The organism is Pantoea sp. C1E2, from assembly GCF_056491465.1.
In genome coordinates this window covers 1,512,242-1,539,209 of sequence record NZ_JBSZHT010000002.1, presented here as the reverse complement: position 1 = coordinate 1,539,209, position 26,968 = coordinate 1,512,242, and the positions used below count along the sequence as shown (strand labels likewise).

The 26,968-nt window shown below is 54.5% G+C and carries 27 protein-coding genes; 1 reads left to right on the top strand and 26 read right to left on the bottom strand.

Annotated features, from left to right (window positions below; translation table 11 throughout):
• Positions 1–35: 35 nt before the first annotated feature.
• From cpoB to sdhC, 19 genes are all read right to left on the bottom strand, one after another.
• Positions 36–839 (bottom strand): cell division protein CpoB, encoded by an 804-nt coding sequence (cpoB, locus tag ACXI0A_RS07485; RefSeq protein WP_476149593.1) that lies wholly within the window; start codon positions 837–839, stop codon positions 36–38.
• A gap of 9 nt (positions 840–848) precedes the next feature.
• Complete coding sequence (gene pal / locus ACXI0A_RS07480) at positions 849–1,364, bottom strand: peptidoglycan-associated lipoprotein Pal (protein ID WP_034829168.1); 516 nt, start codon at positions 1,362–1,364, stop codon at positions 849–851.
• Between the two features lie 64 nt (positions 1,365–1,428).
• Entirely contained in the window at positions 1,429–2,724 is a 1,296-nt protein-coding gene (tolB, locus tag ACXI0A_RS07475; protein ID WP_224930006.1) for a Tol-Pal system beta propeller repeat protein TolB, read from the bottom strand.
• 116 nt (positions 2,725–2,840) lie between these two features.
• Entirely contained in the window at positions 2,841–4,151 is a 1,311-nt protein-coding gene (gene tolA / locus ACXI0A_RS07470; protein WP_476149594.1) for a cell envelope integrity protein TolA, read from the bottom strand.
• Between the two features lie 25 nt (positions 4,152–4,176).
• Complete coding sequence (gene tolR / locus ACXI0A_RS07465) at positions 4,177–4,605, bottom strand: colicin uptake protein TolR (protein ID WP_034829164.1); 429 nt, start codon at positions 4,603–4,605, stop codon at positions 4,177–4,179.
• 13 nt (positions 4,606–4,618) lie between these two features.
• Positions 4,619–5,305: a Tol-Pal system protein TolQ gene (tolQ, locus tag ACXI0A_RS07460; RefSeq protein ID WP_224930010.1), complete on the bottom strand. Its 687-nt coding sequence runs from the start codon at positions 5,303–5,305 to the stop codon at positions 4,619–4,621.
• The gene (gene ybgC, locus ACXI0A_RS07455) at positions 5,302–5,724 is read right to left on the bottom strand and encodes a tol-pal system-associated acyl-CoA thioesterase (protein WP_202404442.1); all 423 of its coding nucleotides are present in this window, start codon (positions 5,722–5,724) and stop codon (positions 5,302–5,304) included. The genes tolQ and ybgC overlap by 4 nt, the downstream gene beginning before the upstream one ends.
• A gap of 190 nt (positions 5,725–5,914) precedes the next feature.
• Positions 5,915–6,208 carry a cyd operon protein YbgE gene (gene ybgE, locus ACXI0A_RS07450; RefSeq protein ID WP_476149597.1) on the bottom strand — a complete coding sequence of 98 codons (294 nt, stop codon included), beginning with the start codon at positions 6,206–6,208 and terminating at the stop codon, positions 5,915–5,917.
• A complete protein-coding gene (gene cydX, locus ACXI0A_RS07445; protein WP_058962355.1) occupies positions 6,208–6,321 on the bottom strand; it encodes a cytochrome bd-I oxidase subunit CydX in 114 nt (37 codons plus the stop codon). Before cydX ends, ybgE begins: the two co-directional genes overlap by 1 nt.
• A gap of 15 nt (positions 6,322–6,336) precedes the next feature.
• Positions 6,337–7,476: a cytochrome d ubiquinol oxidase subunit II gene (gene cydB / locus ACXI0A_RS07440; RefSeq protein ID WP_224930013.1), complete on the bottom strand. Its 1,140-nt coding sequence runs from the start codon at positions 7,474–7,476 to the stop codon at positions 6,337–6,339.
• Positions 7,477–7,487: 11 nt separating this feature from the next.
• Positions 7,488–9,059 carry a cytochrome ubiquinol oxidase subunit I gene (gene cydA / locus ACXI0A_RS07435; RefSeq protein ID WP_476149599.1) on the bottom strand — a complete coding sequence of 524 codons (1,572 nt, stop codon included), beginning with the start codon at positions 9,057–9,059 and terminating at the stop codon, positions 7,488–7,490.
• Between the two features lie 680 nt (positions 9,060–9,739).
• Positions 9,740–10,615 carry a succinate--CoA ligase subunit alpha gene (gene sucD / locus ACXI0A_RS07430; RefSeq protein WP_034829155.1) on the bottom strand — a complete coding sequence of 292 codons (876 nt, stop codon included), beginning with the start codon at positions 10,613–10,615 and terminating at the stop codon, positions 9,740–9,742.
• Positions 10,615–11,781 (bottom strand): ADP-forming succinate--CoA ligase subunit beta, encoded by a 1,167-nt coding sequence (gene sucC / locus ACXI0A_RS07425; RefSeq protein WP_084937717.1) that lies wholly within the window; start codon positions 11,779–11,781, stop codon positions 10,615–10,617. Before sucC ends, sucD begins: the two co-directional genes overlap by 1 nt.
• Before the next feature lie 61 nt (positions 11,782–11,842).
• On the bottom strand, positions 11,843–13,063 hold the full coding sequence (gene odhB / locus ACXI0A_RS07420) for a 2-oxoglutarate dehydrogenase complex dihydrolipoyllysine-residue succinyltransferase (protein ID WP_084937719.1): 1,221 nt from the start codon (positions 13,061–13,063) through the stop codon (positions 11,843–11,845).
• 15 nt (positions 13,064–13,078) lie between these two features.
• Entirely contained in the window at positions 13,079–15,886 is a 2,808-nt protein-coding gene (gene sucA / locus ACXI0A_RS07415) for a 2-oxoglutarate dehydrogenase E1 component (RefSeq protein ID WP_224930019.1), read from the bottom strand.
• 208 nt (positions 15,887–16,094) lie between these two features.
• A complete protein-coding gene (locus ACXI0A_RS07410) occupies positions 16,095–16,811 on the bottom strand; it encodes a succinate dehydrogenase iron-sulfur subunit (RefSeq protein ID WP_224930022.1) in 717 nt (238 codons plus the stop codon).
• A 14-nt stretch (positions 16,812–16,825) separates the two neighbouring features.
• Positions 16,826–18,592 (bottom strand): succinate dehydrogenase flavoprotein subunit, encoded by a 1,767-nt coding sequence (gene sdhA, locus ACXI0A_RS07405; protein WP_476149603.1) that lies wholly within the window; start codon positions 18,590–18,592, stop codon positions 16,826–16,828.
• Positions 18,593–18,940, bottom strand: a complete 348-nt coding sequence (gene sdhD, locus ACXI0A_RS07400) for a succinate dehydrogenase membrane anchor subunit (protein WP_224930027.1) — start codon at positions 18,938–18,940, stop codon at positions 18,593–18,595.
• Complete coding sequence (gene sdhC, locus ACXI0A_RS07395) at positions 18,934–19,365, bottom strand: succinate dehydrogenase cytochrome b556 subunit (RefSeq protein ID WP_176505733.1); 432 nt, start codon at positions 19,363–19,365, stop codon at positions 18,934–18,936. The genes sdhD and sdhC overlap by 7 nt, the downstream gene beginning before the upstream one ends.
• A gap of 593 nt (positions 19,366–19,958) precedes the next feature.
• On the opposite strand from sdhC, the gene ACXI0A_RS07390 reads away from it, so the two are divergent.
• Positions 19,959–21,242 carry a citrate synthase gene (locus ACXI0A_RS07390; protein ID WP_224930030.1) on the top strand — a complete coding sequence of 428 codons (1,284 nt, stop codon included), beginning with the start codon at positions 19,959–19,961 and terminating at the stop codon, positions 21,240–21,242.
• 28 nt (positions 21,243–21,270) lie between these two features.
• On the opposite strand, the gene nei is transcribed toward ACXI0A_RS07390, so the two are convergent.
• From nei to pxpB, 7 genes are read right to left on the bottom strand one after another with little or no spacing between them, the layout of a single operon-like run.
• Positions 21,271–22,059: an endonuclease VIII gene (gene nei / locus ACXI0A_RS07385; protein ID WP_476149605.1), complete on the bottom strand. Its 789-nt coding sequence runs from the start codon at positions 22,057–22,059 to the stop codon at positions 21,271–21,273.
• 11 nt (positions 22,060–22,070) lie between these two features.
• The gene (gene pcp / locus ACXI0A_RS07380; protein ID WP_200578559.1) at positions 22,071–22,718 is read right to left on the bottom strand and encodes a pyroglutamyl-peptidase I; all 648 of its coding nucleotides are present in this window, start codon (positions 22,716–22,718) and stop codon (positions 22,071–22,073) included.
• A 7-nt stretch (positions 22,719–22,725) separates the two neighbouring features.
• Positions 22,726–23,742, bottom strand: a complete 1,017-nt coding sequence (locus tag ACXI0A_RS07375; protein WP_224930039.1) for a DUF979 domain-containing protein — start codon at positions 23,740–23,742, stop codon at positions 22,726–22,728.
• Positions 23,742–24,470, bottom strand: coding sequence for a DUF969 domain-containing protein (locus ACXI0A_RS07370; protein ID WP_224930042.1), 729 nt, complete (start codon positions 24,468–24,470; stop codon positions 23,742–23,744). Before ACXI0A_RS07370 ends, ACXI0A_RS07375 begins: the two co-directional genes overlap by 1 nt.
• Positions 24,471–24,527: 57 nt before the next feature.
• Positions 24,528–25,265: a 5-oxoprolinase subunit PxpA gene (gene pxpA, locus ACXI0A_RS07365; RefSeq protein WP_476149608.1), complete on the bottom strand. Its 738-nt coding sequence runs from the start codon at positions 25,263–25,265 to the stop codon at positions 24,528–24,530.
• Positions 25,255–26,187 carry a 5-oxoprolinase subunit PxpC gene (pxpC, locus tag ACXI0A_RS07360; protein ID WP_476149609.1) on the bottom strand — a complete coding sequence of 311 codons (933 nt, stop codon included), beginning with the start codon at positions 26,185–26,187 and terminating at the stop codon, positions 25,255–25,257. Before pxpC ends, pxpA begins: the two co-directional genes overlap by 11 nt.
• Complete coding sequence (pxpB, locus tag ACXI0A_RS07355) at positions 26,181–26,837, bottom strand: 5-oxoprolinase subunit PxpB (protein WP_200578564.1); 657 nt, start codon at positions 26,835–26,837, stop codon at positions 26,181–26,183. The genes pxpC and pxpB overlap by 7 nt, the downstream gene beginning before the upstream one ends.
• Between the last annotated feature and the right edge of the window lie 131 nt (positions 26,838–26,968).

The following is a 26,968-nucleotide window of genomic DNA, read 5'->3' as shown; positions in this document are numbered from 1 at the left end:
AGAAATCATACGAAATCCGGTCTCTGCTGCACAAATTACATACCAGCCAGACGCTTTTGCGCCAGCTTGGCAGATTCGCTTGTCGGGTATAGTTTGATCACTTGTTGATAGACCGCTTTGGCTTTCGCCGTGTCGTTCTTCTCTTGCATGATCACGCCAACCTTAAACAGCGCTTCCGGGGCTTTCGGCGATTTCGCGTAATTTTTTACCACAGTGGCAAAATAATAAGCGGCATCATCTTTCTTGCCCTTGTTGTAATACAACTGACCGAGCCAGTAATTGGCATTAGGCTGATAGGTGGAGTCAGGGTACTTCTTCACCCACGCCTGCAGGGCCGTGATCGCCTGATCGAACTGCTTCTTCTCAAGAATCAGCGCAACTGCCGCATTGTAATCGGTATTTGCATCGCCGGTTTGCGCAGGGGCAGCGGTATTTCCGCTTGCATTGCTACCACCTGCATCAGCGTTTCCCGCTGCTGCACCCGCCGCTGCGGCATCACCGCCACCGCTCGCCTGTGCGCCCGCATTACCACTGCTCAACGTATCGATCTGCTGATAGAGCTGCTTTTGGCGCTCAATCACCTGATTAAGTTGATAGCTGTTCTGCTGGATTTGGCCGCGCAGCGAATCGATATCGCTTTGGTTGTCACTCATCTGCTGCTGCAACTGCTGCAGAAGCTGAGCCTGGGCATTAGAGATACGTTCAAGATTGGTGACACGGTCTTCGACCGAGCCTGAGCCAACGCTACTGATTGACGCCTGGGCATTAGCGGCCCATGGGGCCGCTACGCCAACCAGTAACGACAGACTCAATAGATGAAGTCTGAAGTTACTCATCATGTGATGCTCTTAGTAAACCAGTACGGCACGACGGTTTTTAGCGTAAGCCGCTTCGTCATGACCCAGTACAGCTGGTTTTTCTTTACCGTAAGAAACGATAGACATCTGGTCAGCAGAAACGCCTTTGCCCTGCAGGTACATTTTCACTGCGCTAGCACGACGTTCGCCCAGGGCGATGTTGTACTCTGGGGTACCGCGCTCATCCGCGTGACCTTCGATGGTGACTTTGTAAGACGGGTTGCCGCGCAGGAATGCTGCGTGCTGATCCAGCATCTGAGCGTAGTCAGAAGCCACGTCATACTTGTCCAGACCGAAGTAAACGATGTTGTTCTGCTGCAGCTGCTGCATCTGCAGACGCGCTTGCTCATCAGAAGACATGTTACCGTTCTGGCCAGCACCGTAAGCGCCGTTGTCTGCGCCCATACCAGTCTGGTCGTTGTTGTTGTTTTTGTGCGAGCTACATGCAGCTACTGCGATTACCGGCAGAGCCAGCATCAAACCCTTCAGCACTTTGTTCAGTTGCATTTCTTTATCCTATTATTTTGTTTGCTATACATTTTCATCCCCCGCTATGCAGGGGAATCATGCATTACAGATACGGCGACCAGGCAGGGAATTTGACCTGTCCATCGGTTGCCGGAAGACGCGCTTTGAAACGCCCATCTGTTGAAACCAACTGCAACACGGAACCCATCCCCTGAGTAGAGCTATAGATTACCATCGTGCCGTTAGGCGCCAGACTTGGCGTCTCATCCAGGAACGTGTCCGTTATTGTTTGAACGGCTCCCGTTACCAGATCCTGTTTGGCGACATGCTGAGCGCCACCGGCGCTGCTGATCATCACCATGGTTTTGCCGTCAGTTGACACATCCGCATCCTGGTTCTGAGCACCTTCCCAGGTAATACGTTGTGGCGCACCGCCGTTAATACCCACTTTATAAATCTGAGGCGCACCTGCCTGATCCGAGGTGTAAGCCAGCGTCTGGCTATCCGGGAACCAGGTCGGTTCGGTGCTGTTGTAGCGACCGTCAGTCACCTGACGCGTCTGACCTGAAGCCAGGTCCATCACGTACAAGTTCAGGCTACCGGTTTTAGACAACGCGAACGCCAGTTTTGAACCATCCGGCGAGAAGGCCGGAGCACCGTTGTGGCGCGGGTAAGAAGCGACCTGACGGATCGCACCGTTTGACAGCGTTTGTACCACTAACGCTGACTTACCGCTTTCAAAGGTCACGTAGGCCACTTTGCTGCCGTCTGGAGACCAGGCCGGTGACATCAATGGCTCTGGTGAACGGTGCACGGTGAACTGGTTGTAACCATCGTAGTCTGATACGCGCAGTTCGTAAGGGAACTGGCCGCCGTTGGTTTGCACCACATAAGCGATACGCGTACGGAATGCGCCTTTGATACCGGTCAGCTTCTCAAACACTTCATCACTGGCTGTATGGCCTGCATAACGCAGCCATTGCTTAGTGACTTTGTAAGAGTTCTGCGCCAGCACCGTGCCAGGTGCGCCGCCGGTGTCCACCAGCTGGTAAGCAATCTGGTAGCTACCATCCGGGTTCGGCGTGACCTGACCCACGACAACCGCATCAATACCTAATGCGCTCCATGCGGCAGGTTGAACTTCCTGCGCGCTGGCGGGCTGCTGTGGCAGACGTGAACGGTCCAGCGGGTTGAATTTACCGCTGTTGCGCAAGTCAGCCGCGACGATGCCGCCAATGTCTTCGGGTGCCGCGCCTGGGCCAGCCCATTTGAACGGCACCACACCAATTGGACGTGCGGTGTTCACGCCCTGCGTAATTTCAATGCGCACTTCTGCGTGCAGCATCGCTGCCCACAGCAGTACAAAAAAACCTAAGGTTACACGAAGTGCCTGCTTCATCTTTTCTCCCTTATCTGAACCTGAGTCCACGATAATTCGCACAGTTCCTGAAAAACACGAGTGTTCATAAATTACGGCAAGCTAACCTTAGTTCAACCTGCCGTGGGTTACTGCATTTATTGAGGCTTGAACTCAAGCGTTGCATCTTTTACTGCATCCCAGACAGCCGAACTAGGCGGCTTAGGGATTCTCGCAGTATGAGCTGCATTCAATGCTGCCTGACACAGTGCAGGATCACCACCTGCTGAAGTTGCTGATATTAACAGCCCATCAGGAGCAAGTTTGATCTTCACATCGCAGGTTTTACCACGATAAAGATCAGGATCCTGAAATTTAGACTGGATCGCGCCCTGCACCTGACCGAGGTAACTATCAATTGCTGCGCCTGATGCACCGGCTTTCTTCTGATTGCCCTGCCCTGCCGCACCGCCAGAAGCCGTGCCACTTTTCGGTGCATTCTTACCAGACGAGAGTCCACCTAACAGGTCATCAACGTCACTTTCATTCTTCGCTGCTTCAGATGCGGCTTTCTTCTTGGCATCAGCGGCTGCTTTGGCTTTCGCAGCTGCATCGGCTTTGGCCTTGGCTGCTGCATCCGCTTTAGCTTTGGCTTCAGTGGCAGCTTTTTCTTTTGCGGCTTCGGCGGCTTTCTCTTTCGCGGCTTCCGCAGCTTTTTCTTTTGCGTCTGCGGCAGCTTGCTCTTTAGCCTCTTTGGCTTCCTGAGCGGCTTTCGCCTTCGCATCGGCTGCAGCCTGCGCTTTGGCCTCGGCGGCAGCTTGCGCTTTCGCTTCTGCGGCGGCTTTGGCTTGCTCTACTGCTTTCTCTTTCGCCGCTTCAGCCGCTGCGGCTTTGGCCTGTTCGTCCGCTTTCTTCTTTGCGTCCGCTGCAGCCTGCTTAGCCTCTTCTACCGCTTTGGCTTTGGCATCCGCCGCCGCTTTAGCTTGCGCATCCGCCTCAGCTTTCGCATCCGACTTAGCTTTTGCGGCGGCCGCTTCAGCTGCCTTCTGCTGATCCTGAGCCTGCTTCGCGGCTGCTTCAGCGGCTTTCTGCTGCTCAGCTTGCTGTTTGGCCTGCTCTTTGGCTTCCTGCTGCGCCTGCAAACGCTCTTTTTCCATCTCTTTCAGGCGCTGCTGCTCAGCAGCTTGCTTCTGCTGTAACTCTTCGGCCTGCTGCTGCGACTGTTTCTGACGCTGCTGCTCGGCACGCTGGCTGTCGCGTTGCTGATTCTGCTGGCGGTTATACTGTTCAACCACCGCGCCGGAATCGACCATCACGGCATCAATGTCACTGCCGCCGCCACCGCCGCTGGATTCGATCTTTTCGTTAAACGAGCTCCAGATCAGCAGGGCGATCAGCACGATGTGCAGTATCACCGAAATGATTATCGCGCGTTTTAACTTGTCGTTCTGCTCGGTTACCTTCGACACTCTCGGATCCCAAAAACGGTTCGCTTTAAATCGGCTGTGTCATCAAACCGACAGATTTCACGCCTGCCTGATGTAACAGGTTCAACGCTTTGATGATTTCGTCGTAAGGCACATCCTTCGCTCCACCAATCAGGAATACCGTCTTCGGATTGGCTTCAATGCGACGCTGTGCTTCGCTTACCACCTGTTCGGGCGGCAGCTGCGTCATACGATCGTGATCCACCACCAGGCTGTATTGCCCGACACCAGCCACTTCAACAATGACCGGGGGATTATCATCCGTTGAGACCGTTTTAGAGTCGGTCGCATCAGGCAGATCCACTTCCACGCTTTGGGTAATAATCGGCGCGGTTGCCATAAAGATGAGCAGCAATACCAACAGCACGTCCAGTAGTGGAACTATGTTGATTTCCGACTTAAGGTCGCGGCGCCCGCGACCACGGGTTCTGGCCATCGTTAACCTCGACTTACTTCGTGTTGTCGGTGGAGAAAGCCTGACGATGCAGGATAGCCGTGAACTCTTCCATAAAGTTGTCGTAGCCCTGCTCCAGCTTGTTGACGCGCTGGTTCAGACGGTTATACGCCATAACGGCAGGAATGGCCGCGAACAAACCGATTGCAGTGGCGATCAACGCTTCGGCAATACCCGGCGCAACCATCTGCAACGTCGCCTGTTTCACCGCGCCAAGCGCGATAAAGGCGTGCATGATCCCCCACACCGTACCGAACAGACCGATATACGGGCTGATGGAACCAACGGTGCCAAGGAAAGGAATGTGGTTTTCCAGCGCTTCCAGTTCACGGTTCATCGAGATGCGCATCGCACGGCAGGCGCCTTCGACTACCGCTTCTGGCGCGTGGTTGTTAGCACGGTGTAAACGGGCAAACTCTTTAAAGCCCGAATAGAAAATTTGCTCAGATCCGCCCAACTCATCGCGGCGTCCCTGGCTTTCCTGATACAGGCGAGATAACTCGATGCCTGACCAGAACTTATCTTCAAAGGCTTCGGCTTCGCGACCCGCCGCATTCAGGATGCGCGTGCGCTGAATAATGATCGCCCATGAGGCAATAGAAAAGCCGATCAAAATCAACATGATAAGTTTGACCAGAAGGCTCGCCTTCAGGAACAAATCAAGAACATTCATGTCAGTCACTGCTTGAACTCCGCGACAATAGACTTGGGAAGCGCAATCGGCTTCATTAGATGTGGGTTGATGCAGGCGATCAGGACTTCTGCTTCATTCAGCACTTTGCCTTCTGCATTAACGATACGCTGCGAGAATGTCATGGTGGCGCGAGTCATGGCGGTCACTTCACTCTGGATATCCAGAAGATCGTCAAGACGTGCTGCGGCAACAAAGTCTATCGTCATGCGTCGTACCACAAACGCCACCTGTTCTTCCAACAGGGCTTGTTGATTGAAATGGTGCTGGCGCAACATCTCGGTACGTGCTCGTTCATAGAAAGCAAGATAACTGGCGTGGTAAACCACACCACCCGCATCGGTGTCTTCGTAATAGACCCGAACCGGCCAGCGAAACAGCGTTGTACTCACTCTACATCCCGGTCTCATTTTAAACGTTGCTACTATACGCAAGTGAGATCGGCTTGGGAATGGTCCGCCAGAGCCAGGAGAAAATAATTATCACACGTTAACAACTGGAAGGATTTTTAGGAGATTTCTTGACCAGGCGCTGACAAAAACTCACGTCAGGCCCGGTAGTTAGACAGGAAAATCGGGGAATGTAAGTCTGCGGCCGGGCTTAATGATAGAACCAGTAAATCCCTAACACTAAAACAATCATCGCCGGCAAAGGGGAAAACACGGCACGCCAGCGCGTTTGCAAGGGACGAAAACCGGTGCCATGAATCACGCCGGCGCACACCGCCCAAATCAGCAGTAATCCATGCCAGATGGCGAGTTCACTCGTACGGGCAGCAAAGCGTGACGGTTGCCAGATAACACAGCCCGCCAGCCACAGCGCCAGTATTAGTGAAAGGGCCCGCAATGGGCCCTTGTCCATCAGACGATACAGCGTCTGAATCAGCGTGCGCATCAGTGCTGTTTGTCCTTCGCGCCGCTCTCTTCTGCTTGTTCAATCGCCAGCGCCGTGATCACGCCAAACGCACAGGCCAGCAGGGTGCCGAGAATCCAGGCAAAATACCACATGCTCAATCTCCTTAATCAGTACAGGGAGTGCGTATTGCTCTCAATGTGTTCTTTAGTGATACGGCCAAACATCTTGTAATAACACCACGAGGTGTAGATGAGGATGAGTGGTACAAAGATGATGGCGGCGAAGGTCATGACTTTCAGCGTCAGCAGGCTAGAGGTCGCGTCCCACATGGTCAGGCTGGTGCCAGGCACGGTGCTGGATGGCATAACGAACGGGAACATGGCGATGCCAGCGGTCATAATGACGCAAGCCAGTGTCAGTGAAGAGAAGACAAATGCCCAGGCGCCCTTCTCCACTCGCGAGCAGAGCACGGTCAGCAGTGGCAGCACCACACCCAGCACCGGGAACAGCCACAGAATTGGCGTCTGTTCGAAGTTAACCAACCATGCACCGGCTTCTCGCACGACCTCTTTGCCCAGCGGATTCGACGCGGCATGATGATCGATAACACTTTTAACCACATAGCCATCAATACCGTATTTGACCCACACCCCGGCCAGCACGAAGCACACCATCATCACCAGCGCACTGATTTGTGCCGTCCCACGTGAACGTAGATGTAACTCGCCATTGGTGCGCATCTGCAGATAGGTGGCTCCTTGTGTGAGGATCATCGCGACGCTGATCACGCCAGCCAGCAGGCCAAACGGATTGAGTAACTGGAAGAAGTTACCGGTGTAGAACAGACGCAGATATTCATCCGCATGGAAAGGTACGCCTTGCAGCAAGTTGCCGAAGGCCACGCCAATCACGAGCGGTGGAACAAAGCTGCCGATGAAAATGCCCCAGTCCCAGGTGTTGCGCCAGCGCGGGTCTTCAATCTTCGAACGGTAGTCAAAACCCACCGGGCGGAAGAACAAGGAAGCCAGCACCAGAATCATCGCCACATAGAAGCCGGAAAACGCTGCCGCATAAACCATCGGCCAGGCAGCAAACAGCGCCCCACCTGCCGTGATCAACCAGACCTGGTTTCCGTCCCAGTGCGGGGCGATGCTGTTAATCATGATACGGCGTTCGGTATCGGTACGGCCGAGAATGCGAGTGAGCATGCCCACGCCCATATCGAAACCGTCGGTTACCGCAAAGCCAATCAGCAACACGCCAATCAGCAGCCACCAGACAAAGCGCAATACTTCATAATCAAACATGGTTGCTCTCCTTATCCACGCACTGGCTGAGCCGCCGCTTTCACGGTCTCATGATGGTAGCGGCCGGTCTTCAGGCTGCTGGGACCCAGGCGGGCGAACTTGAACATCAGGTACATTTCCGCCACCAGGAAAATGGTGTAGAGACCGCAAATCAGAATCATAGAGAACAGCAGATCGCCCACGGTCAGCGAGGAGTTCGCGACGGCTGTTGGCAGCACTTCACCAATCGCCCATGGCTGACGGCCATACTCTGCAACAAACCAACCTGACTCGATTGCGATCCACGGAAGCGGGATGCCGTACAACGCCGCTTTGAGCAGCCAGCGGCTCTTGCCAATGCGGTTACGAATCACGCTCAGGAATGACAGGGCAATAATGCCGAGCAGCAGCACACCACACAGCACCATGATGCGGAAGGCAAAATAGAGTGGCGCAACACGTGGGATCGAATCTTGTGTCGCTTTCTGAATCTGCGCTTCGGTAGCATTGGCCACATCCGGGGTATAGCGCTTCAGCAGCAGGCCATAACCGAGATCCTGTTTGCTGGCTTCGAATTGGCTACGCACTGTGGGATCTTTACTGCCCGCGCGCAGTTCATTTAGCAACGCGTAGGCTTTCATACCGTTGCGGATACGCACTTCATGTTGCGACAGCAGATCTTTGAGGCCAGTGACCGGTGTGTCTACCGATCGCGTGGCGATCAGACCGAGCAAATACGGGATTTGAATCGCGTATTTGTTCTCTTGCGAATCCTGATCCGGGATACCAAACAGCGTGAAGGCCGCCGGCGCTGGCTGGGTCTCCCACTCTGCTTCAATCGCGGCGAGTTTGGTTTTCTGCACGTCACCCATTTCATAACCGGACTCATCACCCAGTATGATCACGGAGAGGATCGCAGCCATGCCGAAGCTGGCGGCGATACCAAACGAACGTTTAGCAAAAGCAACATCGCGGCCTTTCAGCAGATACCAGGCACTGATGCCCAGCACGAACATCGCGCCTGCGGTATAACCTGCCGCCACGGTGTGGACAAACTTCACCTGTGCAACCGGGTTGAGCACCAGCTCGGAGAAACTCACCATCTCCATACGCATGGTTTCGAAATTGAATTCGGATGCGATCGGGTTTTGCATCCAGCCGTTCGCCACCAGAATCCACAGCGCGGACATGTTCGAACCGAGCGCCACCAGCCAGGTCACCGCCAGGTGCTGAACTTTACCGAGACGATCCCAACCGAAGAAGAACAGACCGACAAAGGTGGATTCGAGGAAGAACGCCATCAAGCCTTCGATGGCCAGCGGCGCACCGAAGATATCGCCGACGTAGTGTGAGTAATATGACCAGTTGGTGCCGAACTGGAACTCCATGGTCAGGCCGGTGGCCACACCGAGTGCAAAGTTGATACCAAACAACTTGCCCCAGAACTTGGTCATATCTTTATAAATTTGCTTACCCGTCAGCACATATACGGTTTCCATGATCGCCAACAAAAACGCCATACCCAGCGTTAAAGGGACGAACAGGAAATGGTACATCGCCGTCAGGGCAAACTGTAAACGCGACAGCTCGACAATATCTAACATGATGACTCCTTGCTCCTCGCATGAATTTACTCTGCGGCTGACAACGGTAAACAGCGAACATTGACGTGCAGAATAAGATCCAGGAACGACTGATTATTGATTCCAGTTTTATTACTGACAGAATAGAGAAATCTGTAGCCCGAAATGAGTGAGTAACAGTGGTGAAAATTTCCCGAAAAACCGATCGCTTCAATCTGTTTCGAGCAGGAGTGTGATGCGTGGAGGCGGCAGAATTGCGCTAACAACGCCTGGCACAAACTCCTGAAATATCGCAGAAAAGACTGAATTGATGCAGCGCAATTTATCCTGTTTGTCGTGCGTGATGCCAGCAGTAAAGTTTGTTATATCTCACGCTTTATTGATCTGGATTAAGACAATATTTTTTCAGATATGTAGTGTTAGAGTCGTTGTTAATTAGTTGTCATAAATAGATGACGCATTTAAGAAAATAATTACCTTTCCCGCAATTTATTAACCTTAATGCAGAAGGTTAAGCGTCAATTCCTCAAGAGAAATCACGCGTATTTTCGTTTCTTTACCCTATCGACAAAGTAAGCATAGCCGCGGATTTTCAATCCGTTGCCTTTTTTCCCTGCTTTTTACGTGGCTATGCCATGCGTTGTGCTGCGAGCATAAAAAAGGCCACCCGAAGGTGGCCTGAGCACATCATGAGATGCTGCTTATTTGATTGGCAGAACCGCTTTAACCGCGTCGCCAATGTCAGCCAGGCTGCGGACGGTTTTCACACCGGCTGCTTCCAGCGCTGCGAATTTCTCGTCAGCGGTGCCTTTACCACCGGCAATGATGGCGCCTGCGTGGCCCATACGTTTGCCTTTCGGCGCAGTCACGCCCGCGATGTAGCCTACAACCGGCTTAGTCACGTGCTCTTTGATGAAGGCTGCCGCTTCTTCTTCAGCGCTACCACCGATCTCACCGATCATCACGATCACTTCGGTCTGTGGATCATCCTGGAACATTTTCAGGATATCGATGAAGTTAGAACCTGGGATCGGGTCACCACCGATACCAACGCAGGTTGACTGGCCGTAGCCAATGTCAGTGGTCTGCTTAACCGCTTCATAGGTCAGGGTGCCTGAACGAGACACGATACCTACGCGGCCCGGCTGGTGAATGTGACCCGGCATGATGCCGATCTTACATTCGCCTGGGGTGATCACGCCTGGGCAGTTCGGGCCGATCATGCGAACGCCAGCTTCATCCAGCTTCACTTTCACGGTCAGCATATCCAGTGTAGGGATACCTTCGGTGATAGTGATGATCAGTTTGATGCCTGCATCGATCGCTTCCAGGATGCCGTCTTTACAGAACGGTGCTGGAACGTAGATCACGGTCGCGGTCGCGCCAGTGGCCTCTACTGCTTCACGCACGGTGTTGAACACCGGCAGACCGAGATGCGTGGTGCCGCCTTTGCCTGGCGTTACACCGCCAACCAGTTGCGTACCATAGGCCAAAGCCTGCTCAGAGTGGAAAGTCCCCTGGCCACCGGTGAAACCCTGGCAAATGACTTTGGTGTTTTTGTCGATAAGAATGGACATTATTTACCCTCCGCGGCAGCAACAACACGCTGCGCAGCGTCTGTCAGGCTGGTTGCTGCAATGATGTTCAGACCGCTATCGGCCAGTTTCTGCGCGCCCAGCTCGGCGTTGTTACCTTCCAGACGTACCACCACTGGCACGTTCACACCCACTTCTGCTACTGCACCGATGATGCCGTCTGCGATCAGGTCGCAACGCACGATGCCGCCGAAGATGTTAACGAATACCGCTTTCACTGCATCGTCAGACAGGATAATTTTGAAGGCTTCGGTTACGCGCTCTTTGGTTGCGCCGCCGCCGACATCAAGGAAGTTAGCAGGCTGGCCACCATGGTGTTTAACGATGTCCATGGTGCCCATCGCCAGACCGGCGCCATTCACCATACAGCCGATGTTGCCGTCCAGCGCAACGTAGTTCAGTTCCCACTGTGTCGCGTGCGCTTCACGTGGATCTTCCTGGCTTGGATCGCGCATTTCACGCAGCTCAGGCTGACGGAACAGTGCGTTGCCGTCTGCGCCCAGTTTGCCATCGAGGCAGATCAGGTCGCCCTGCTTGGTGATCACCAGCGGGTTGATCTCAACCATCGCCAGGTCACGCTCCAGGAACATGGTCGCCAGACCCATGAAGATTTTAGTGAACTGGCTGACTTGTTTACCGGACAGGCCCAGTTTGAACGCCAACTCACGACCCTGATAAGGCTGAGGACCGGCCAGCGGATCCAGTGCCATTTTGTGGATCAGGTGCGGGGTTTCTTCCGCCACTTTCTCGATTTCCACGCCGCCTTCAGTTGAAGCCATGAAGATCACACGACGGGTAGCACGGTCAACCACCGCACCCAGATACAGTTCCTGATCGATGTCAGTCGCGGCTTCAACCAGAATCTGGTTTACCGGCTGGCCATGAGCATCAGTTTGGTAGGTCACCAGACGCTTGCCTAACCAATGCTCAGCGAATGCACGGATATCTTCCTTGCTGTTCACCACTTTCACGCCGCCCGCTTTACCGCGGCCACCGGCATGAACCTGACATTTTACTACCCACGGGCCTGCACCAATTTTTGACGCGGCTTCTTCTGCTTCACGTGGCGTAGCACAGGCGTAACCAGTCGGTGCCGGCATGCCATAGCGAGCAAACAGCTGCTTCGCCTGGTATTCATGTAAGTTCATGATGTTCTATCCATTCAGATATGAGTTTGGGCGCACCATTGTGCGATGCGCCCGGCGAAAATTAGACATCCAGCAGCAGACGCGCCGGATCTTCCAGCATCTCTTTCACCGCGACCAGATAGCCAACGGATTCACGACCATCGATCAGACGGTGATCGTAAGAGAGTGCCAGATACATCATTGGCAGGATCACAACCTGACCATTGACCGCCATCGGGCGCTCTTTGATCGCGTGCATGCCCAGAATCGCGCTCTGCGGTGGGTTGATGATCGGCGTAGACATCAGCGAACCGAACACACCACCGTTGGTGATGGTGAAGTTACCGCCGGTCAGCTCTTCAACCGTCAGCTTACCGTCACGGCCTTTCACCGCCAGCTCTTTAATTTTCTTCTCGATGTCAGCCATGCTCAGCGCATCAACATCTTTCAGCACTGGGGTTACCAGGCCGCGCGGGGTAGACACCGCGATGCTGACGTCGAAGTAGTTGTGGTAAACCACATCTTCGCCATCGATAGAAGCGTTCACTTCTGGATAGCGTTTCAGCGCTTCAACCACCGCTTTGATGTAGAAGGACATGAAGCCCAGACGCACACCGTGACGTTTTTCAAACGCGTCGCCGTACTGCTTACGCAGATCCATGATCGGCTTCATGTTGATTTCGTTGAAGGTGGTCAGCATTGCGGTGCTGTTTTTCGCTTCCAGCAGACGCTCAGCCACACGCTTACGCAGGCGCGTCATCGGTACGCGCTTCTCGCTGCGGTTAGCCACAGCAGCCTGTGGTGCCGCTGCCGCTGCTGCAGGAGCCGCTTTCGCGCCGTCGGCTTTCTTCGCGACATGCTTCTCAACATCTTCACGCGTCAGACGACCGCCCACACCGGTGCCTTTGATCTGGCTGGCGTCGAGGTTGTTTTCGGCAATCAGGCGACGAACCGCTGGGCTCAGCGCATCGTTGCTCTCTTCTTCCAGAGAAGCGGTTTTACGCTGCTCTGGGGTCGCTTCATTGCTTTCTACTTTCGCAGAGGTCTCTTTTCCACCACTGTTGCCTTCCACCAGGCGGCCTAACAGCTGGCGCGAAAGCACCGTTGCGCCTTCATCTTCCAGAATCGCTTCCAGTACACCGTCTGCTGAAGCAGGTACTTCCAGCACAACTTTGTCCGTTTCAATCTCAACCAGTACTTCGTCGCGACTGACCGCATCGCCGGGTTTTTTGTGCCAGGTTGCAACCGTTGCGTCCGCTACGGATTCAGGCAAATCGGGAACCAGAATTTCTACGCTACTCATTTTCTTTCCTTTTAATTAACCAAGGTTCAGCGCGTCGTTAACCAGGTCTTGCTGCTGTTGTTGATGTACGGACATGTAGCCCACGGCTGGTGAAGCAGAAGCCGGACGACCTGCGTAACGCAGTGACGCACCGAAGGGAACCACTTCGCGGAAATGATGCTGACTGCAATACCATGCGCCCTGGTTCAGTGGCTCTTCCTGACACCAGACGAAATCCTGCACATGGGCATAGTTTTTCAATACGTCCTGCACCACTTTGTGCGGGAACGGATAGAGCTGTTCGATACGCACAATGGCGACATCGTTCTTCTCATTCTTGCGACGCTGTTCCAGCAGGTCGTAATAAACCTTACCGGAGCACATCACTACGCGTTTCACTTGCTTCGGATCCAGATCGTCGATTTCACCAATCGCCGGCTGGAAGCTGCCGTTGGCCAACTCTTCCAGGCTGGAGACCGCCAGTGGATGACGCAGCAGTGATTTCGGTGACATCACAATCAGTGGACGACGCATACCGCGCAGCGCCTGACGACGCAGCATGTGGTAAACCTGCGCTGGCGTAGAGGGCACGCACACCTGCATGTTCTGCTCAGCACAGAGTTGCAGATAACGTTCCAGACGCGCTGAGGAGTGCTCAGGGCCCTGGCCTTCATAACCGTGTGGCAGCAGCATCACCAGACCACACATACGGCCCCATTTCTGCTCGCCGGAGCTGATGAACTGGTCGATTACGACCTGTGCGCCGTTAGCGAAGTCGCCGAACTGCGCTTCCCAAATGGTCAGCACGCGCGGCTCTGCGGTGGCATAACCGTATTCAAACGCCAGCACCGCTTCTTCAGACAGTACGGAATCCCACACTTTGAATTGTCCCTGACCATTATGAACATGGTGCAGTGGCGTGTAGGTTGAACCGTTGGTCTGGTTGTGAATCACGGCGTGACGGTGGAAGAAGGTACCACGACCGGTATCTTCACCCGACAGACGCACCGGGATGCCTTCATCAACCAGTGTTGCATACGCCAGGTTTTCTGCGCCGCCCCAGTCGAACGGCTTGTTGCCTTCGGCCATCTCTTTACGATCGTTATAGATCTTCGCGACACGCGACTGCACTTCTACCGCTTCCGGAATGCTGCTGATACGACGTGCCAGTTCTTGCACGCGCTTCAGTTCAACGGTTGCTGGGTAGCTCTCATCCCAATCGTGGTTCAGGTACGGTGACCAGGTAAAGGAGTGCAGGCTCATCGGACGCCACTCTGGCACTACGCACTCACCTTCATCCAGCGCATCACGGTAGAGGTTAACCAGTTCGGTAGCATCTTCCTGAGTGGCTACGCCTTCGCTTTCCAGTTGGTCTGCATAAAGCTTACGCGGCGTTGGGTGCTTTTTGATTTTCTGGTACATCAACGGCTGAGTTGCACTTGGCTCGTCAGCTTCGTTATGGCCGTGACGGCGGTAGCACACCAGATCGATGAACACATCACGTTTGAAGGTGTTGCGATAGTCCAGCGCCAGACGGGTAACGAAAGCCACAGCTTCCGGGTCATCCGCATTCACGTGGAAGATCGGTGCCAGCACCATCTTGCCGATGTCGGTGCAGTAAGGGGTCGAACGCGCATCTTTCGGGTTGGAGGTGGTGAAACCAACCTGGTTGTTAATGACGATGCGAACGGTACCGCCCACTTCGTAGCCGCGTGCCTGCGACATGTTCAGGGTTTCCTGAACCACGCCCTGACCGATGACGGCGGCATCACCATGAATGGTGATCGGCAGAACTTTATTGCTGCTCGGCTCAGCCAGACGATCCAGACGCGCGCGCACGGAACCCATGACTACCGGGCTCACGATTTCAAGGTGCGACGGGTTAAACGCCAGCGCCAGGTGCACCAGGCCGCCTTCGGTTTCGACGTCAGATGAGAAGCCCATGTGGTACTTCACGTCACCCGTGCCGAGGTGTTCTTTATGCTTGCCTGAGAATTCGTCAAACAGGTCCTGAGGCTTTTTACCCAGCACGTTGATCAGGACGTTGAGGCGGCCACGGTGCGCCATGCCCAACACCACTTCACGCGTGCCGCTTTTGCCCGCATGACGAATCATCTCGCGCAGCATCGGCACCAGCGCATCGCCGCCTTCCAGCGAGAAGCGTTTTGCACCCGGGAATTTAGCGCCGAGATATTTTTCCAGACCTTCAGCTGCGGTCAGCTCTTTCAGGAAACCTTTTTTCTCGTCGCTGCTGAAATTCGCATGGCCAACCACCGATTCCAGACGCTGTTGAATCCAGCGTTTTTCGTCGGTGTTGTTGATGTGCATGTACTCTGCACCAATCGAGCCACAGTAGGTCTGCTGCAGCGCCGCGAACAGATCAGCCAGCTTCATGGTCTCTTTGCCAATGGCAAATGAGCCTACGTTAAAGCTTTCCTGAAAATCGGCGTCGGTGAGGTCGTGATAAGCCGGCTCAAGATCCGCCACTGGATCCTGTTTCCACAGGCCAAGCGGATCGAGGTTAGCGTGCTGATGGCCGCGGAAGCGGAACGCATTGATCAGCTGCAGCACTTTAACCTGTTTGGAATTGGTGGCCGGATCGGTGACTGAGGATGTGTAGCGGGTCGCATCTTTTGCCAGGCGACGGAAGTAATCGCGCGTGGTGGAGTGAAACTGCTCAGGTTTCACGCCAGTGCCAGGCAGCTGTTGGAACAGCTCACGCCACATTTCATCAACAGAGTCAGGATCGGTCAGGAAATCCTCATAGAGTTGCTCTATATAGGATTGGTTCGCGCCGGCCAGCCAGGAGGAGTCCAGCCAGGGTTTCATCGCGCTGTTCTGCATTGTGATCCCTTAAGCATTAATCTGCTTTTTATGAGGTTTCATTTGTTGCCGCTTTCGCGGCTTGCCGTAGTGAGTTCAGCGATACGAACCTGTGCGCAACCGGCGCCTGGCCCGTAAGGGAACCTTTATAAGCGTGGTCAGTACCGCGCTTATAGAGGCTTCCGTAAACTGCCGGGAACCTCAGTTCCCGGACAGTGACTTCAGAGTGTTACGCCCCGCGTTGCAGCAGCATCGACTTAATATGGCCGATAGCGCGCGTCGGGTTTAGTCCTTTCGGGCACACGCTCACACAGTTCATGATGCTGTGACAGCGGAATACGCTGAAAGCATCGTTCAGATTGTCCAGACGCGCATTGGTTTCGGTATCGCGGCTGTCGATCAGGAAACGGTAAGCAGCTAACAAACCTGCCGGACCGATGAACTTGTCCGGGTTCCACCAGAACGATGGGCACGAGGTTGAGCAGCATGCACAGAGAATACACTCGTACAAACCATCCAGGTGCTCACGTTCTTCCGGCATCTGCAGATGCTCACGCGCCGGTGGATTTTCCCCATTATTCAACAGGAAAGGCTTAATCTTCTCATACTGCGCATAGAATTGTCCCATATCAACCACCAGGTCGCGGATCACCGGCAAACCAGGCAGTGGACGGATAACAATTTTCTTCGTGCCATTACCCAACGCAGAAATCGGGGTGATGCAGGCCAGACCGTTTTTACCGTTCATGTTGAGGCCGTCAGAACCACACACACCTTCACGGCATGAGCGACGGAAGGCCAGCGTGGGGTCCTTCTCTTTCAAACGGATCAGCGCGTCCAGCAGCATCATGTCGCGACCATCTTCGGATTCCAGGGTGTACTCCTGCATCCGCGGTTTGTCATCGACTTCCGGGTTGTAACGATAGATAGAAAATTCGAGTCTCATGATGATCTCCGCAATTAGTAGGTACGCGCTTTCGGCGGGAAGGCCGCACGCAGTTTCGGTTGCATGTTCACCTCACGGCGCGTCATGCTTTCCGTTTGCGGAACATAGAGGCTGTGACACAGCCAGTTAGCATCATCACGTTCCGGGTAGTCGAAGCGGCTGTGTGCGCCACGGCTCTCGGTACGGAAGTTGGCGGCAACCGCAGTGGCGTACGCGGTTTCCATCAGGTTATCCAGCTCAAGGCATTCGATACGCTGTGTGTTGAAATCTGGCGAACGGTCATCAAGACGCGCTGACTTCAGGCGCTCACGAATCACTTTCAGCTCTTCCAGACCTTCACGCATCGCGTCACCTTCACGGAACACCGAGAAGTTATTTTGCATGCAGCGTTGCAGCGCTTTACGGATTTCAACCGGATCTTCACCCGTGGTGTTGTTTTCCCAGCGGTTAAAGCGCGCCATGGCTTCATCGATGTTTTCCTGCGTGGCTTCACGCAGTTCACCCTGCTCTTCCAGACACTCCAGCAGGTGCACACCGGCCGCACGACCGAAGACAACCAGGTCCAGCAACGAGTTACCGCCAAGACGGTTGGCACCGTGCACCGATACGCAGGCGATCTCGCCAACCGCGAACAGGCCCGGAATCACTTCGTCTTCGCCCTGCTCATTCACGCGCAGCGCCTGGCCAGTCACTTTGGTCGGCACGCCGCCCATCATGTAGTGGCAGGTTGGGATAACCGGAATTGGTTCTTTAATCGGGTCGACGTGGGCAAAGGTACGCGACAGTTCAAGGATGCCCGGCAGGCGGGATTCCAAAACTTCTGCACCCAGATGGTCGAGTTTCAGCTTGATGTGTGGGCCCCATGGACCATCACAACCACGGCCTTCACGAATTTCCACCATCATGGAACGCGCAACCACGTCACGACCCGCCAGATCTTTGGCGTTTGGCGCGTAACGCTCCATAAAGCGTTCGCCGTGTTTGTTCAACAGGTAGCCACCTTCGCCGCGGCAACCTTCGGTTACCAGCACGCCCGCACCGGCGATACCGGTTGGGTGGAACTGCCACATTTCCATGTCCTGCACCGGTACACCGGCACGCAGCGCCATGCCAACGCCGTCACCGGTGTTGATATGTGCGTTAGTGGTGGACTGGTAAATACGGCCTGCACCACCGGTTGCCAGAATGGTCGCTTTCGCTTTGAAGTAAACGGTTTCACCGGTTTCCATACAGATGGCGGTACAGCCGACAATCGCACCGTCTTCGTTTTTCACCAGGTCCAGCGCATACCATTCTGAGAAGATAGTGGTTTTGTTTTTCAGGTTCTGCTGATACAGGGTATGCAGCAAGGCGTGGCCGGTACGGTCAGCAGCCGCAGCAGTACGCGCCGCCTGCTCACCGCCGAAGTTCTTCGACTGGCCACCAAACGGACGCTGATACACGCGGCCATCATCAAGACGGGAGAAAGGCAGACCCATGTGTTCCAGTTCCAGAATCGCTTCCGGACCGACGTGACACATATATTCGATCGCGTCCTGGTCACCGATATAGTCGGAGCCTTTGACGGTATCGTACATATGCCATTCCCAGTTATCTTCATGGGTATTACCCAGCGCAACGGTGATACCGCCCTGCGCCGATACAGTATGGGAACGGGTTGGGAAGACTTTGGATAACAGGGCACAAGTCTGGCCCGATTGGGAGATTTGCAGAGCCGCGCGCATTCCCGCGCCACCCGCGCCGATCACCACGGCATCAAATTCTCTGACTGGCAAACTCATTTACACACCCCACACAACAACGATTCCATAAACGGCATACGACAACAGCGCGACCACAATCACAAACTGCAGCAGCAAGCGGGTTGCTACCGGTTTAACGTAGTCGGTCAGGACCTGCCACATGCCAATCCAGCCGTGGATCAGAATCGAGAACAGCGTCAGTATCGTAAACACTTTAGTGAAGGCAGAGGCGAAGAAGCCGTGCCAGGCGTCATAGGTCAGGGTGCCGGTCATCACCACGAAACCGAGGAGGTAGATGATGTACAGCGTCATTAAGATTGCAGCAGCACGCAGTAACAGCCAGTCATGAATACCGTTGCGTCCTAATGCAGAAGCATTGCTTACCATACGAGGACTCCAGCCAAAATTGAGAGCACGACAGTGATACCAAAAGCCGCTTGCGCGGAACGGGTTCCCACCTGCAGGGTTTCTTCCATAAAGCCAAAATCAGCCAACATATGACGAATACCCCCCACGACGTGATACGCCAGCGCAGTCAGGATGCCCCACATGATGAATTTGGCGAAGAAGCTGTCCATGATGGAAGCCGCTTGCTGGAAGCCTTCAGGAGAAGAGAGAGAGAGACCCAGTAACCAGAGCAGTATTCCGAGAGCGACAAAGGTGATCACGCCGGAGACGCGGTGGAGAATGGACGATATTGCAGTAACGGGAAACCGGATCGTCGAGAGATCCAAGTTAACAGGTCTTTGTTTTTTCACGGTTTTGCCCACACAGCTCTTTTTTATTTTGCTTCCTCCGGACCTGAGTCGCATCAGAGCACAGCGCGTGTTCAGACTGCAACCGCCACCAAAAAAGCAACATCCAGTGTTAAATGAAGCGAAAAAACGCTGGGTGGCTCCTGGTGTCAGGGTATTCCGGAGACCTGGCGGCAGTATAGGAGGATCACATTCTGATTACAATTCCCCTACAATCTCTTTGGTCACATTTAGGCTGAACAGTGATCCGACTCACGAATTTCACAATTCATACATTTTTAATTATCTGATTTGACAATAGATCAACATTTCAGTTACAAACAAACGCATTAAAGCCCTATGATGCACAAAAGTTATGGGGATACACTTTCCCCTAAGCTCAAGTTATGTAACATTGCCATTACGAGCAACACAAAGCATCAGGTTATTGGTTACCAAGAAGTTATGTCGTGACAGGATCTTTAACATCCGCGCTGTTCAGCATGTCATGCCCGAACGCCACCGACTGGCCCTAACGCATCTTTAGCTCTGTAACCCTGCACGACAAACGTTACCGCAGAGTGATACTGTGAAGATTGTGGTTTTACACAACATGAAGGCTATTCTGGTGTCTAAGATCCTTACCTACTAAGGCGCTATGGAGACGAAAAATGACAGATAAAAAAGTGACGCTAACCCTACAAGATAATGCTTCAGTTGAACTGGATGTGATGCAAGGTACGCTGGGACAAGACGTTGTTGATGTCCGTACACTTGGTAATCATGGCCTGTTCACTTTCGATCCCGGTTTCACCTCTACTGCGTCATGCGAATCTAAAATCACTTTTATTGATGGTGATGAAGGCATTCTGTTACACCGCGGCTTCCCGATTTCTGAACTGGCAACCCACTCCAACTATCTCGAAGTGTGTTACATCCTGCTGAATGGTGAAGCCCCTACCCAGGCGCAGTTTGAAGAATTCCGCACCACCGTTACCCGTCACACCATGATCCACGAGCAAATCACCCGACTGTTCCACGGCTTCCGCCGCGATTCACATCCAATGGCTGTGATGTGTGGGGTAACGGGCGCGCTGGCCGCGTTCTATCATGATTCATTAGACGTTAACATTGAGCGCCATCGCGAGATTGCTGCGTTCCGCCTGCTGTCGAAAATGCCGACCATGGCGGCGATGTGCTACAAATATTCGATTGGTCAGCCGTTTGTTTATCCGCGCAATGACCTCTCTTATGCGGGTAACTTCCTGCATATGATGTTCGCCACGCCGTGCGAAGAGTACAAAGTGAACCCGGTGCTGGAACGCGCGATGGATCGTATTCTGATTCTGCACGCTGACCATGAACAGAACGCTTCGACTTCTACCGTGCGTACCGCCGGCTCTTCTGGTGCTAACCCGTTTGCTTGTATCGCAGCCGGTATCGCTTCTCTGTGGGGACCGGCACACGGCGGCGCCAACGAAGCGACCCTGCGTATGCTGGAAGAGATCAGCACCGTTGAGCACATTCCAGAGTTTGTTAAACGTGCTAAAGATAAGAACGATTCGTTCCGTCTGATGGGCTTCGGTCACCGCGTTTACAAAAACTACGATCCACGTGCCACCGTGATGCGCGATACCTGCCACGAAGTGCTGAACGAACTGGGTATGAAAGATGATCTGCTGGAAGTGGCGATGGAGCTGGAACACATCGCACTGAACGACCCGTACTTCATCGAGCGTAAACTGTATCCAAACGTCGATTTCTACTCTGGCATTATTCTGAAAGCGATGGGCATTCCTTCTTCCATGTTTACCGTGATCTTCGCGATGGCGCGTACCGTGGGCTGGATTGCACACTGGAAAGAGATGCACGACGAAGGCATGAAGATTGCGCGTCCGCGTCAGCTGTACACCGGTTACACCGAGCGTCCATTCACTTCAGCGCTGAAAAAATAAAAATGAAGGGCGGGTTATCCCGCCCTTCTCATTTCTGGCATCCCGGACACCAGTAAAACGGCCGTGATGACAACACGCCCTTCTTGATCACTTCACCGCATCGCCGACACTTTTTGCCCTGCCGATGAAACACCTCGAAACGAAACGCCGCCTCTTCGTGATACTTTTTCATGCTACCGCGCATCTGATACGACAAACGTGGCACCGCCAGCATCGCTTCACTTAAGGCGTTGAGCTGGTCCTCGTTGAGATCCTGCGCCCGATGCGACGCCAGCAATCCGGCATGCCATAAAATCTCCACGCGCAGATAGTTACCTAATCCCGCCAGAAACGCCTGATCGAGCAACAATCCGCTAAACTGCCGTCGACTAAAACGGGGCGATAACAGTCGTTCGCGCACCTCTGCCACCGTTAATGTGGCATCGAGCACATCGGGGCCTACGCGCTGTAAAAAAGGATGTGCGCCAACGGTATCCGCATTGAGCAGTTCAATATCTGAGGCGCTGTACAGCAGAATAGTTTGTTCGGCATTGGACAGCCGCACGCGCAACTGCCGCGATGTGTTGGGTTCAGTACCCGTCGGCACCACCCGCCACACGCCGTACAGTTGGTTGTGGCTGTAGAGGATTAAGCCATTGGAGAAGTGCGTCAGCAGTGCTTTGCCACGCGTTTCGAACGCCGTAATGGTTTCACCCATTAATGCCGGTTCGTAGGTTTTTAGTTCAGGAAAGGCAAACCACACATCAGTGAGCGGCTTGCCTTCCATCGCGGTTGCCAGTTGATCCGCCGCGCGGCGGATCTCCGGTCCTTCAGGCATACCTTCTCCTGTTAATGCGTTGCGCCACCAACCACGCGAATGTCAGTGTCAGTGCTTAAAATCACCTGCAGTGAGGTTTCCAGCGCCAGAATCACGCTAGCCGTCGCCATACTCGCCACGCCAGGATGATTTACCGCCTGCTCCGGCATATAAGGGATATGGATAAAGCCTCCCCGTGCCGGACTGTTAGTCGTTTTCAGCCAGTGCAGCAGGCTGTACATCACGTTATTGCAGGTGAAGGTGCCCGCCGTTTGCGATACCGATGCCGGTACGCCGACTTCACGCAGTGCTGCAACCATTGCCTTGATCGGTAGCGTGGAAAAGTACGCATCGGGGCCGCCCGCCACAATCGGCTGATCGATGGGCTGCTGCTGATCATTGTCCGGGATACGCGCATCATCCACGTTAATCGCCACACGTTCGACGGTGATATCAACGCGCCCACCGGCCTGGCCCACACACAACACACGATCAGGCTGAATCTCTTCCAGCGCTTGCGTTAGCACTTTGCCGCAGGTGGCAAACACCACCGGCAGCTGACGCACCACAATGCGGGCTCCAGCAATCTCTTTGCCGTCAAAACTGCGTACCGCTTCCCACGAAGGGTTAATGGTTTCACCACCAAAGGGCTCAAACGCCGTCATCAACACCGTTTTCATTGCGACCTCACAAGAACATCAGGAAGTAGAGCAGGAAGACATTGACCAATAACAGTAGCACACCGGTTGGCACCTGAGCCTTGATCACGCCGTTTCGGTCCGGTAACTCCAGTAACCGCGCGGGCACGATATTAAAGTTCGCCGCCATTGGCGTCATCAGAGTGCCGCAATAACCAGAGAACATACCAATCGCCGCCATCACCGCCGGGTTGCCGCCGTGTTGCAGCACCAGGATAGGAATACCAATGCCGGCTGTCACAATCGGGAAGGCGGCAAACGCATTGCCCATCACCATGGTCAGCAGTGCCATGCCAATCGCATACACCGCGACAGCGATCAGACGATTATCCACCGCCAGATATTGCTCAGTGAGATGGGATATGGCCGTGCCAACGCCCGCACTGGTGAACAGCAAACCCAGAGTGGCGAGAATCTGCGGCAGAATAAATGCCCAACCCACCGCATCCAGCAAGCGACGGGTCTCCTGCATCGACTGCAGAGGTTTTTCATGGGTGATTTGCAGCGCGATGATCCAGCCCAGCACGCAACCAACCATCATCGAGAACAGCGTCACTAAAGTTGAATGGTTGCCGGGACCAAACACCGCATCCTGTAAACCCGGGATGTTGTTAAACGCCAGCACGCCAATCACCGTCACCACCGGAATCGCCAGCGCAGGCAAAAACAGCTTGTTGCGCAGACGCTGCGCACTTTCGCGCTTCTGCTGATCGCTGCGCTGATGATAGCTGCCGAGACGCACGCCGCCGAAGCCGGCAATCAACGCCATCAACACCACGGCAACGCCCACGCCAATGTGCAGCATGCGTTTACCGGCGGCAGCATCACCCGCCCACTGCCCCATCAGTTGATAGGCACCATCACCAATCAGGAACATCAGGCCATACAGGGCCCAGAATAAACCAGTGGTAAAGCGTCTTGGGTTAGCCGCATCACGCCAGGAGAGCACCGCCACGACGAGCAGGATTACCCCTGCCAGCCACATTAAATATTGTTGCTGGAACATTACTTCCCTCCTTTGGCGTTCAGCGCCTGCTGATTGATGGCACCCAGTTCACGCGCCAGCTGGCGGTCAAGACGCACCAGACGCGCTGAATGAATCAGGAAGGCACAGAGCGCGGTAGGAATGCCCCACAAGGCGATATGCAATGGCTCGGTGCTGATGCCCGCCGACTCCTGCATAAAGTTATGCATGAAGATGATGGCACCAAAGGCGACAAAGATATCTTCACCAAAGAACAGGCCAACGTTATCGGTAGCCGCCGACATGGCGCGCAGGCGATGGCGCACTTCATCAGGCACTTCACCATAGCGGTTTTCAGTGGCGCCTTCCGCCATCGGAGCCAGCAGAGGACGCACCATCTGTGGATGGCCACCGAGACTGGTTAATCCCAGCGCGGCGGTGATTTCGCGCACGAACAGGTAGACGATCAGTAGACGTCCCGCCGTCGCGGTTTTGATCTGCGCGATCCAGTTTTGTGCACGCTCTTTCAAGCCATGACGCTCCAGCAAACCGATAACCGCCAGCGGCAGCAGTAAAATCAGCGGCAGGTTGCGGGTGTTCAGGAAGCCGGAACCGAGCTTTTCAAGAATATCGGCCAGCGGCATATGCGCGGCCAGGCCGGTGACAAAACCGGCGACAATCACCACCAGCACTGGGTTAAAGCGCAACACGAATCCCAGAACAATGGCGGCAATGCCGAGTAACGGCCAGAGATTGACCACGTTATCCATGTTTTTCCCCTCATCAGAAATAAAAAGCCCGTTAGAGATCGGGCGAGTTGTTATTTGTTATGCGCTGGTCACGGTAATGTGCTGGGTGGCAAAGGCCGCACGCAGCGTACGCGCGAATTGCAGCGCGTGAGCGCCATCGCCATGCAGACAAACCGTTTCAGCATTCACCGGCACCCATTCACCGCTGATACTCTGCACCTGACGTTGCTGCACCATGGTGAGGGTTTGCGCCAGCGCCTGATCGGCTTCCTCAATCATTGCGCCTGGCTGGCTGCGCGGCACCAGTGCACCAGTTGCCAGATAGCCACGGTCGGCGAACACCTCTTCTCGCGTGCGTAAGCCATGATGCGCAGCCGCCTTGATAGAAGCACTTCCCGCCAGGCCGACCAGAATCAATGCGGGATCCACCGCTTTCACCGCGCGGGCAATGGCGTCAGCGAGCGTTGCATCCGCTGCAGCCTGGTTGTAGAGCATACCGTGTGGCTTCACATGCACTAAACGTTCACCTTCACTTTCAGCGATGCTCTTCAGCGCACCAATCTGATAAATCATCTGCGCATACACTGTTTCCGGCGGCAGTTGCATCGCAGTACGACCAAAGTTATCACGATCCGGGAAGCTGGGATGGGCACCGATCGCGACACCAGAGGCTTTGGCCCAGCGCACCGATTGCAGCATGGTCTGCGCATCGCCAGCGTGAAAACCACAGGCGATGTTGGCCGAACTGACCAGCGTCAGCAGCTCCTGATCGCTGGCGCTGCCTTCACCCAGGTCAGCATTAAGATCAATCTTCATGTGCAAGCCCCCAGGCTATTTGGTCGAAGGAGCGTTGCTGATGTTGTTTCGCCAGCAGCGCTTCTTCCAGTGTGCAATGGATAAAGTGAATCGGTTCACCGAGGCGAATCTGCGCCAGTTGATACAGGTCAGCTTCAATAACACAGGCGATACGCGGGTAACCGCCCGTAGTTTGCGCATCGGCCATCAAGACAATCGGTTGCCCATTAGGCGGCACCTGCACCACTCCGGGCACTAACCCGTGTGACAATAAATCACGTGTAGCTTTACGCTGCAGTTGACGGCCCTGCATGCGATAACCCATGCGATTGCTCTGCGGGCTGAGCTTCCACGGGCTGCGCCAGAAACCTTCCTGGGCTTCACGCGTGAACTCGTTGTACTCCGGGCCCGGCAAGGCGCGAATGCGGTTGCCCCACAACAGTTGACGTACGCCCGCTTTGCCTTTGAAGGTACGCGAGGGCTTGCCCAACGGCAGCTGATCGCCATCCTGCAGTTTACGGCCCTGGAAACCACCAAAAGCCGCTTTAAGATCGGTGCTGTGCGAACCGAGCATCTCGTCAATGGCGAAACCACCATTCACTGCCAGATAGCTACGCATACCACGCACCGGCATCGCCAGTGACAATACCTGTCCTTTTTTCACAGGGAGACGCCAGCCAGTCCACACCGGTTTGCCATCCAGATCGGCATTACAGCCAGCACCGGTCAGTGCAAACCAGCCGTCACGCTTGAATTCCGCTCTGAACTGGCCGAGCACAATTTCAAGCACCGCGCTCTCTTCCGGATTGCCCACCAGCATATTGGCGGTGCGCATTGAGGGTTGATCGAGAGCGCCGCTGACGCTAATGCCATATTGCCGCCAGCCAGTGCGGCCCTGATCCTGAATCGAGGTCATCAATCCGGCGCGTAAAATGTTTAACATACGCCCTCCTGTTGCGGCACAAAGCGCACGCTGTCACCGGGACGCAGTAATGTCGGCGGATGCTGTAAAGGATCAAAAAGACTGACCGGCGTATGGCCAATCAACTGCCATCCACCCGGTGCTGCCAATGGATAGATACCCGTTTGACTGCCACCAATGCCGACTGACCCACTGGGCACGATAACTCGCGGTTCAGCACGGCGCGGCGTGTGCAGGCGCTCATCCAGCCCGCCCAGATAAGGAAAACCGGGCTGGAAGCCGATGAAATAGACCACGTACTCTATACTGCTGTGCAGTTCAACCACCTGCTTTGGCGTCATGCTGGCGCCATCTGCCACTACCTGCAGATCGGGACCGCCCGCACCGCCATACACCACGGGAATTTCCACCCGACGCGATTCAGGAATCTGTTCTTCACTCTCTTCCCACCAGCGCTGTAAACGCTCAATGGCATCCAGTGCATTCAATTGTGGATCGCGCAGTAGCAGCGTCAGGTTATTCATTCCCGGAATGACTTCCTGAACCTGTTCATTGTGCTGCAGACGCTGGCACAGTCCCCAGATACGCTGTTGGCTGGCGAGGGAAACTGGCGGTTCCAGTTCCAGCACCACCGCTCGCTCACCCAGTAGATAACAACGTGCTCGTTGCAAAACCCACCTCCCGGTCGTGGTATAGGCGGACAAAAAATGTCCACAAAGCGCTTTGCTTGTAATGAAAGTCAACAAGTTATGCGAAAGTGACAGAGATGTGTCAACAGATTTGCGTCCTTAACGTGGGTTAA

Excerpts from the sequence above, each read along its gene's own strand:
- cpoB (WP_476149593.1), bottom strand. The coding sequence starts at position 839 with ATGATGAGTAACTTCAGACTTCATCTATTGAGTCTGTCGTTACTGGTT.
- pal (WP_034829168.1), bottom strand. The coding sequence starts at position 1,364 with ATGCAACTGAACAAAGTGCTGAAGGGTTTGATGCTGGCTCTGCCGGTA.
- tolB (WP_224930006.1), bottom strand. The coding sequence starts at position 2,724 with ATGAAGCAGGCACTTCGTGTAACCTTAGGTTTTTTTGTACTGCTGTGG.
- tolR (WP_034829164.1), bottom strand. The coding sequence starts at position 4,605 with ATGGCCAGAACCCGTGGTCGCGGGCGCCGCGACCTTAAGTCGGAAATC.
- ybgC (WP_202404442.1), bottom strand. The coding sequence starts at position 5,724 with ATGAGACCGGGATGTAGAGTGAGTACAACGCTGTTTCGCTGGCCGGTT.
- ybgE (WP_476149597.1), bottom strand. The coding sequence starts at position 6,208 with ATGCGCACGCTGATTCAGACGCTGTATCGTCTGATGGACAAGGGCCCA.
- cydX (WP_058962355.1), bottom strand. The coding sequence starts at position 6,321 with ATGTGGTATTTTGCCTGGATTCTCGGCACCCTGCTGGCCTGTGCGTTT.
- cydB (WP_224930013.1), bottom strand. The coding sequence starts at position 7,476 with ATGTTTGATTATGAAGTATTGCGCTTTGTCTGGTGGCTGCTGATTGGC.
- cydA (WP_476149599.1), bottom strand. The coding sequence starts at position 9,059 with ATGTTAGATATTGTCGAGCTGTCGCGTTTACAGTTTGCCCTGACGGCG.
- sucD (WP_034829155.1), bottom strand. The coding sequence starts at position 10,615 with ATGTCCATTCTTATCGACAAAAACACCAAAGTCATTTGCCAGGGTTTC.
- sucC (WP_084937717.1), bottom strand. The coding sequence starts at position 11,781 with ATGAACTTACATGAATACCAGGCGAAGCAGCTGTTTGCTCGCTATGGC.
- odhB (WP_084937719.1), bottom strand. The coding sequence starts at position 13,063 with ATGAGTAGCGTAGAAATTCTGGTTCCCGATTTGCCTGAATCCGTAGCG.
- sucA (WP_224930019.1), bottom strand. The coding sequence starts at position 15,886 with ATGCAGAACAGCGCGATGAAACCCTGGCTGGACTCCTCCTGGCTGGCC.
- ACXI0A_RS07410 (WP_224930022.1), bottom strand. The coding sequence starts at position 16,811 with ATGAGACTCGAATTTTCTATCTATCGTTACAACCCGGAAGTCGATGAC.
- sdhA (WP_476149603.1), bottom strand. The coding sequence starts at position 18,592 with ATGAGTTTGCCAGTCAGAGAATTTGATGCCGTGGTGATCGGCGCGGGT.
- sdhD (WP_224930027.1), bottom strand. The coding sequence starts at position 18,940 with ATGGTAAGCAATGCTTCTGCATTAGGACGCAACGGTATTCATGACTGG.
- sdhC (WP_176505733.1), bottom strand. The coding sequence starts at position 19,365 with ATGCGACTCAGGTCCGGAGGAAGCAAAATAAAAAAGAGCTGTGTGGGC.
- ACXI0A_RS07390 (WP_224930030.1), top strand. The coding sequence starts at position 19,959 with ATGACAGATAAAAAAGTGACGCTAACCCTACAAGATAATGCTTCAGTT.
- nei (WP_476149605.1), bottom strand. The coding sequence starts at position 22,059 with ATGCCTGAAGGACCGGAGATCCGCCGCGCGGCGGATCAACTGGCAACC.
- pcp (WP_200578559.1), bottom strand. The coding sequence starts at position 22,718 with ATGAAAACGGTGTTGATGACGGCGTTTGAGCCCTTTGGTGGTGAAACC.
- ACXI0A_RS07375 (WP_224930039.1), bottom strand. The coding sequence starts at position 23,742 with ATGTTCCAGCAACAATATTTAATGTGGCTGGCAGGGGTAATCCTGCTC.
- ACXI0A_RS07370 (WP_224930042.1), bottom strand. The coding sequence starts at position 24,470 with ATGGATAACGTGGTCAATCTCTGGCCGTTACTCGGCATTGCCGCCATT.
- pxpA (WP_476149608.1), bottom strand. The coding sequence starts at position 25,265 with ATGAAGATTGATCTTAATGCTGACCTGGGTGAAGGCAGCGCCAGCGAT.
- pxpC (WP_476149609.1), bottom strand. The coding sequence starts at position 26,187 with ATGTTAAACATTTTACGCGCCGGATTGATGACCTCGATTCAGGATCAG.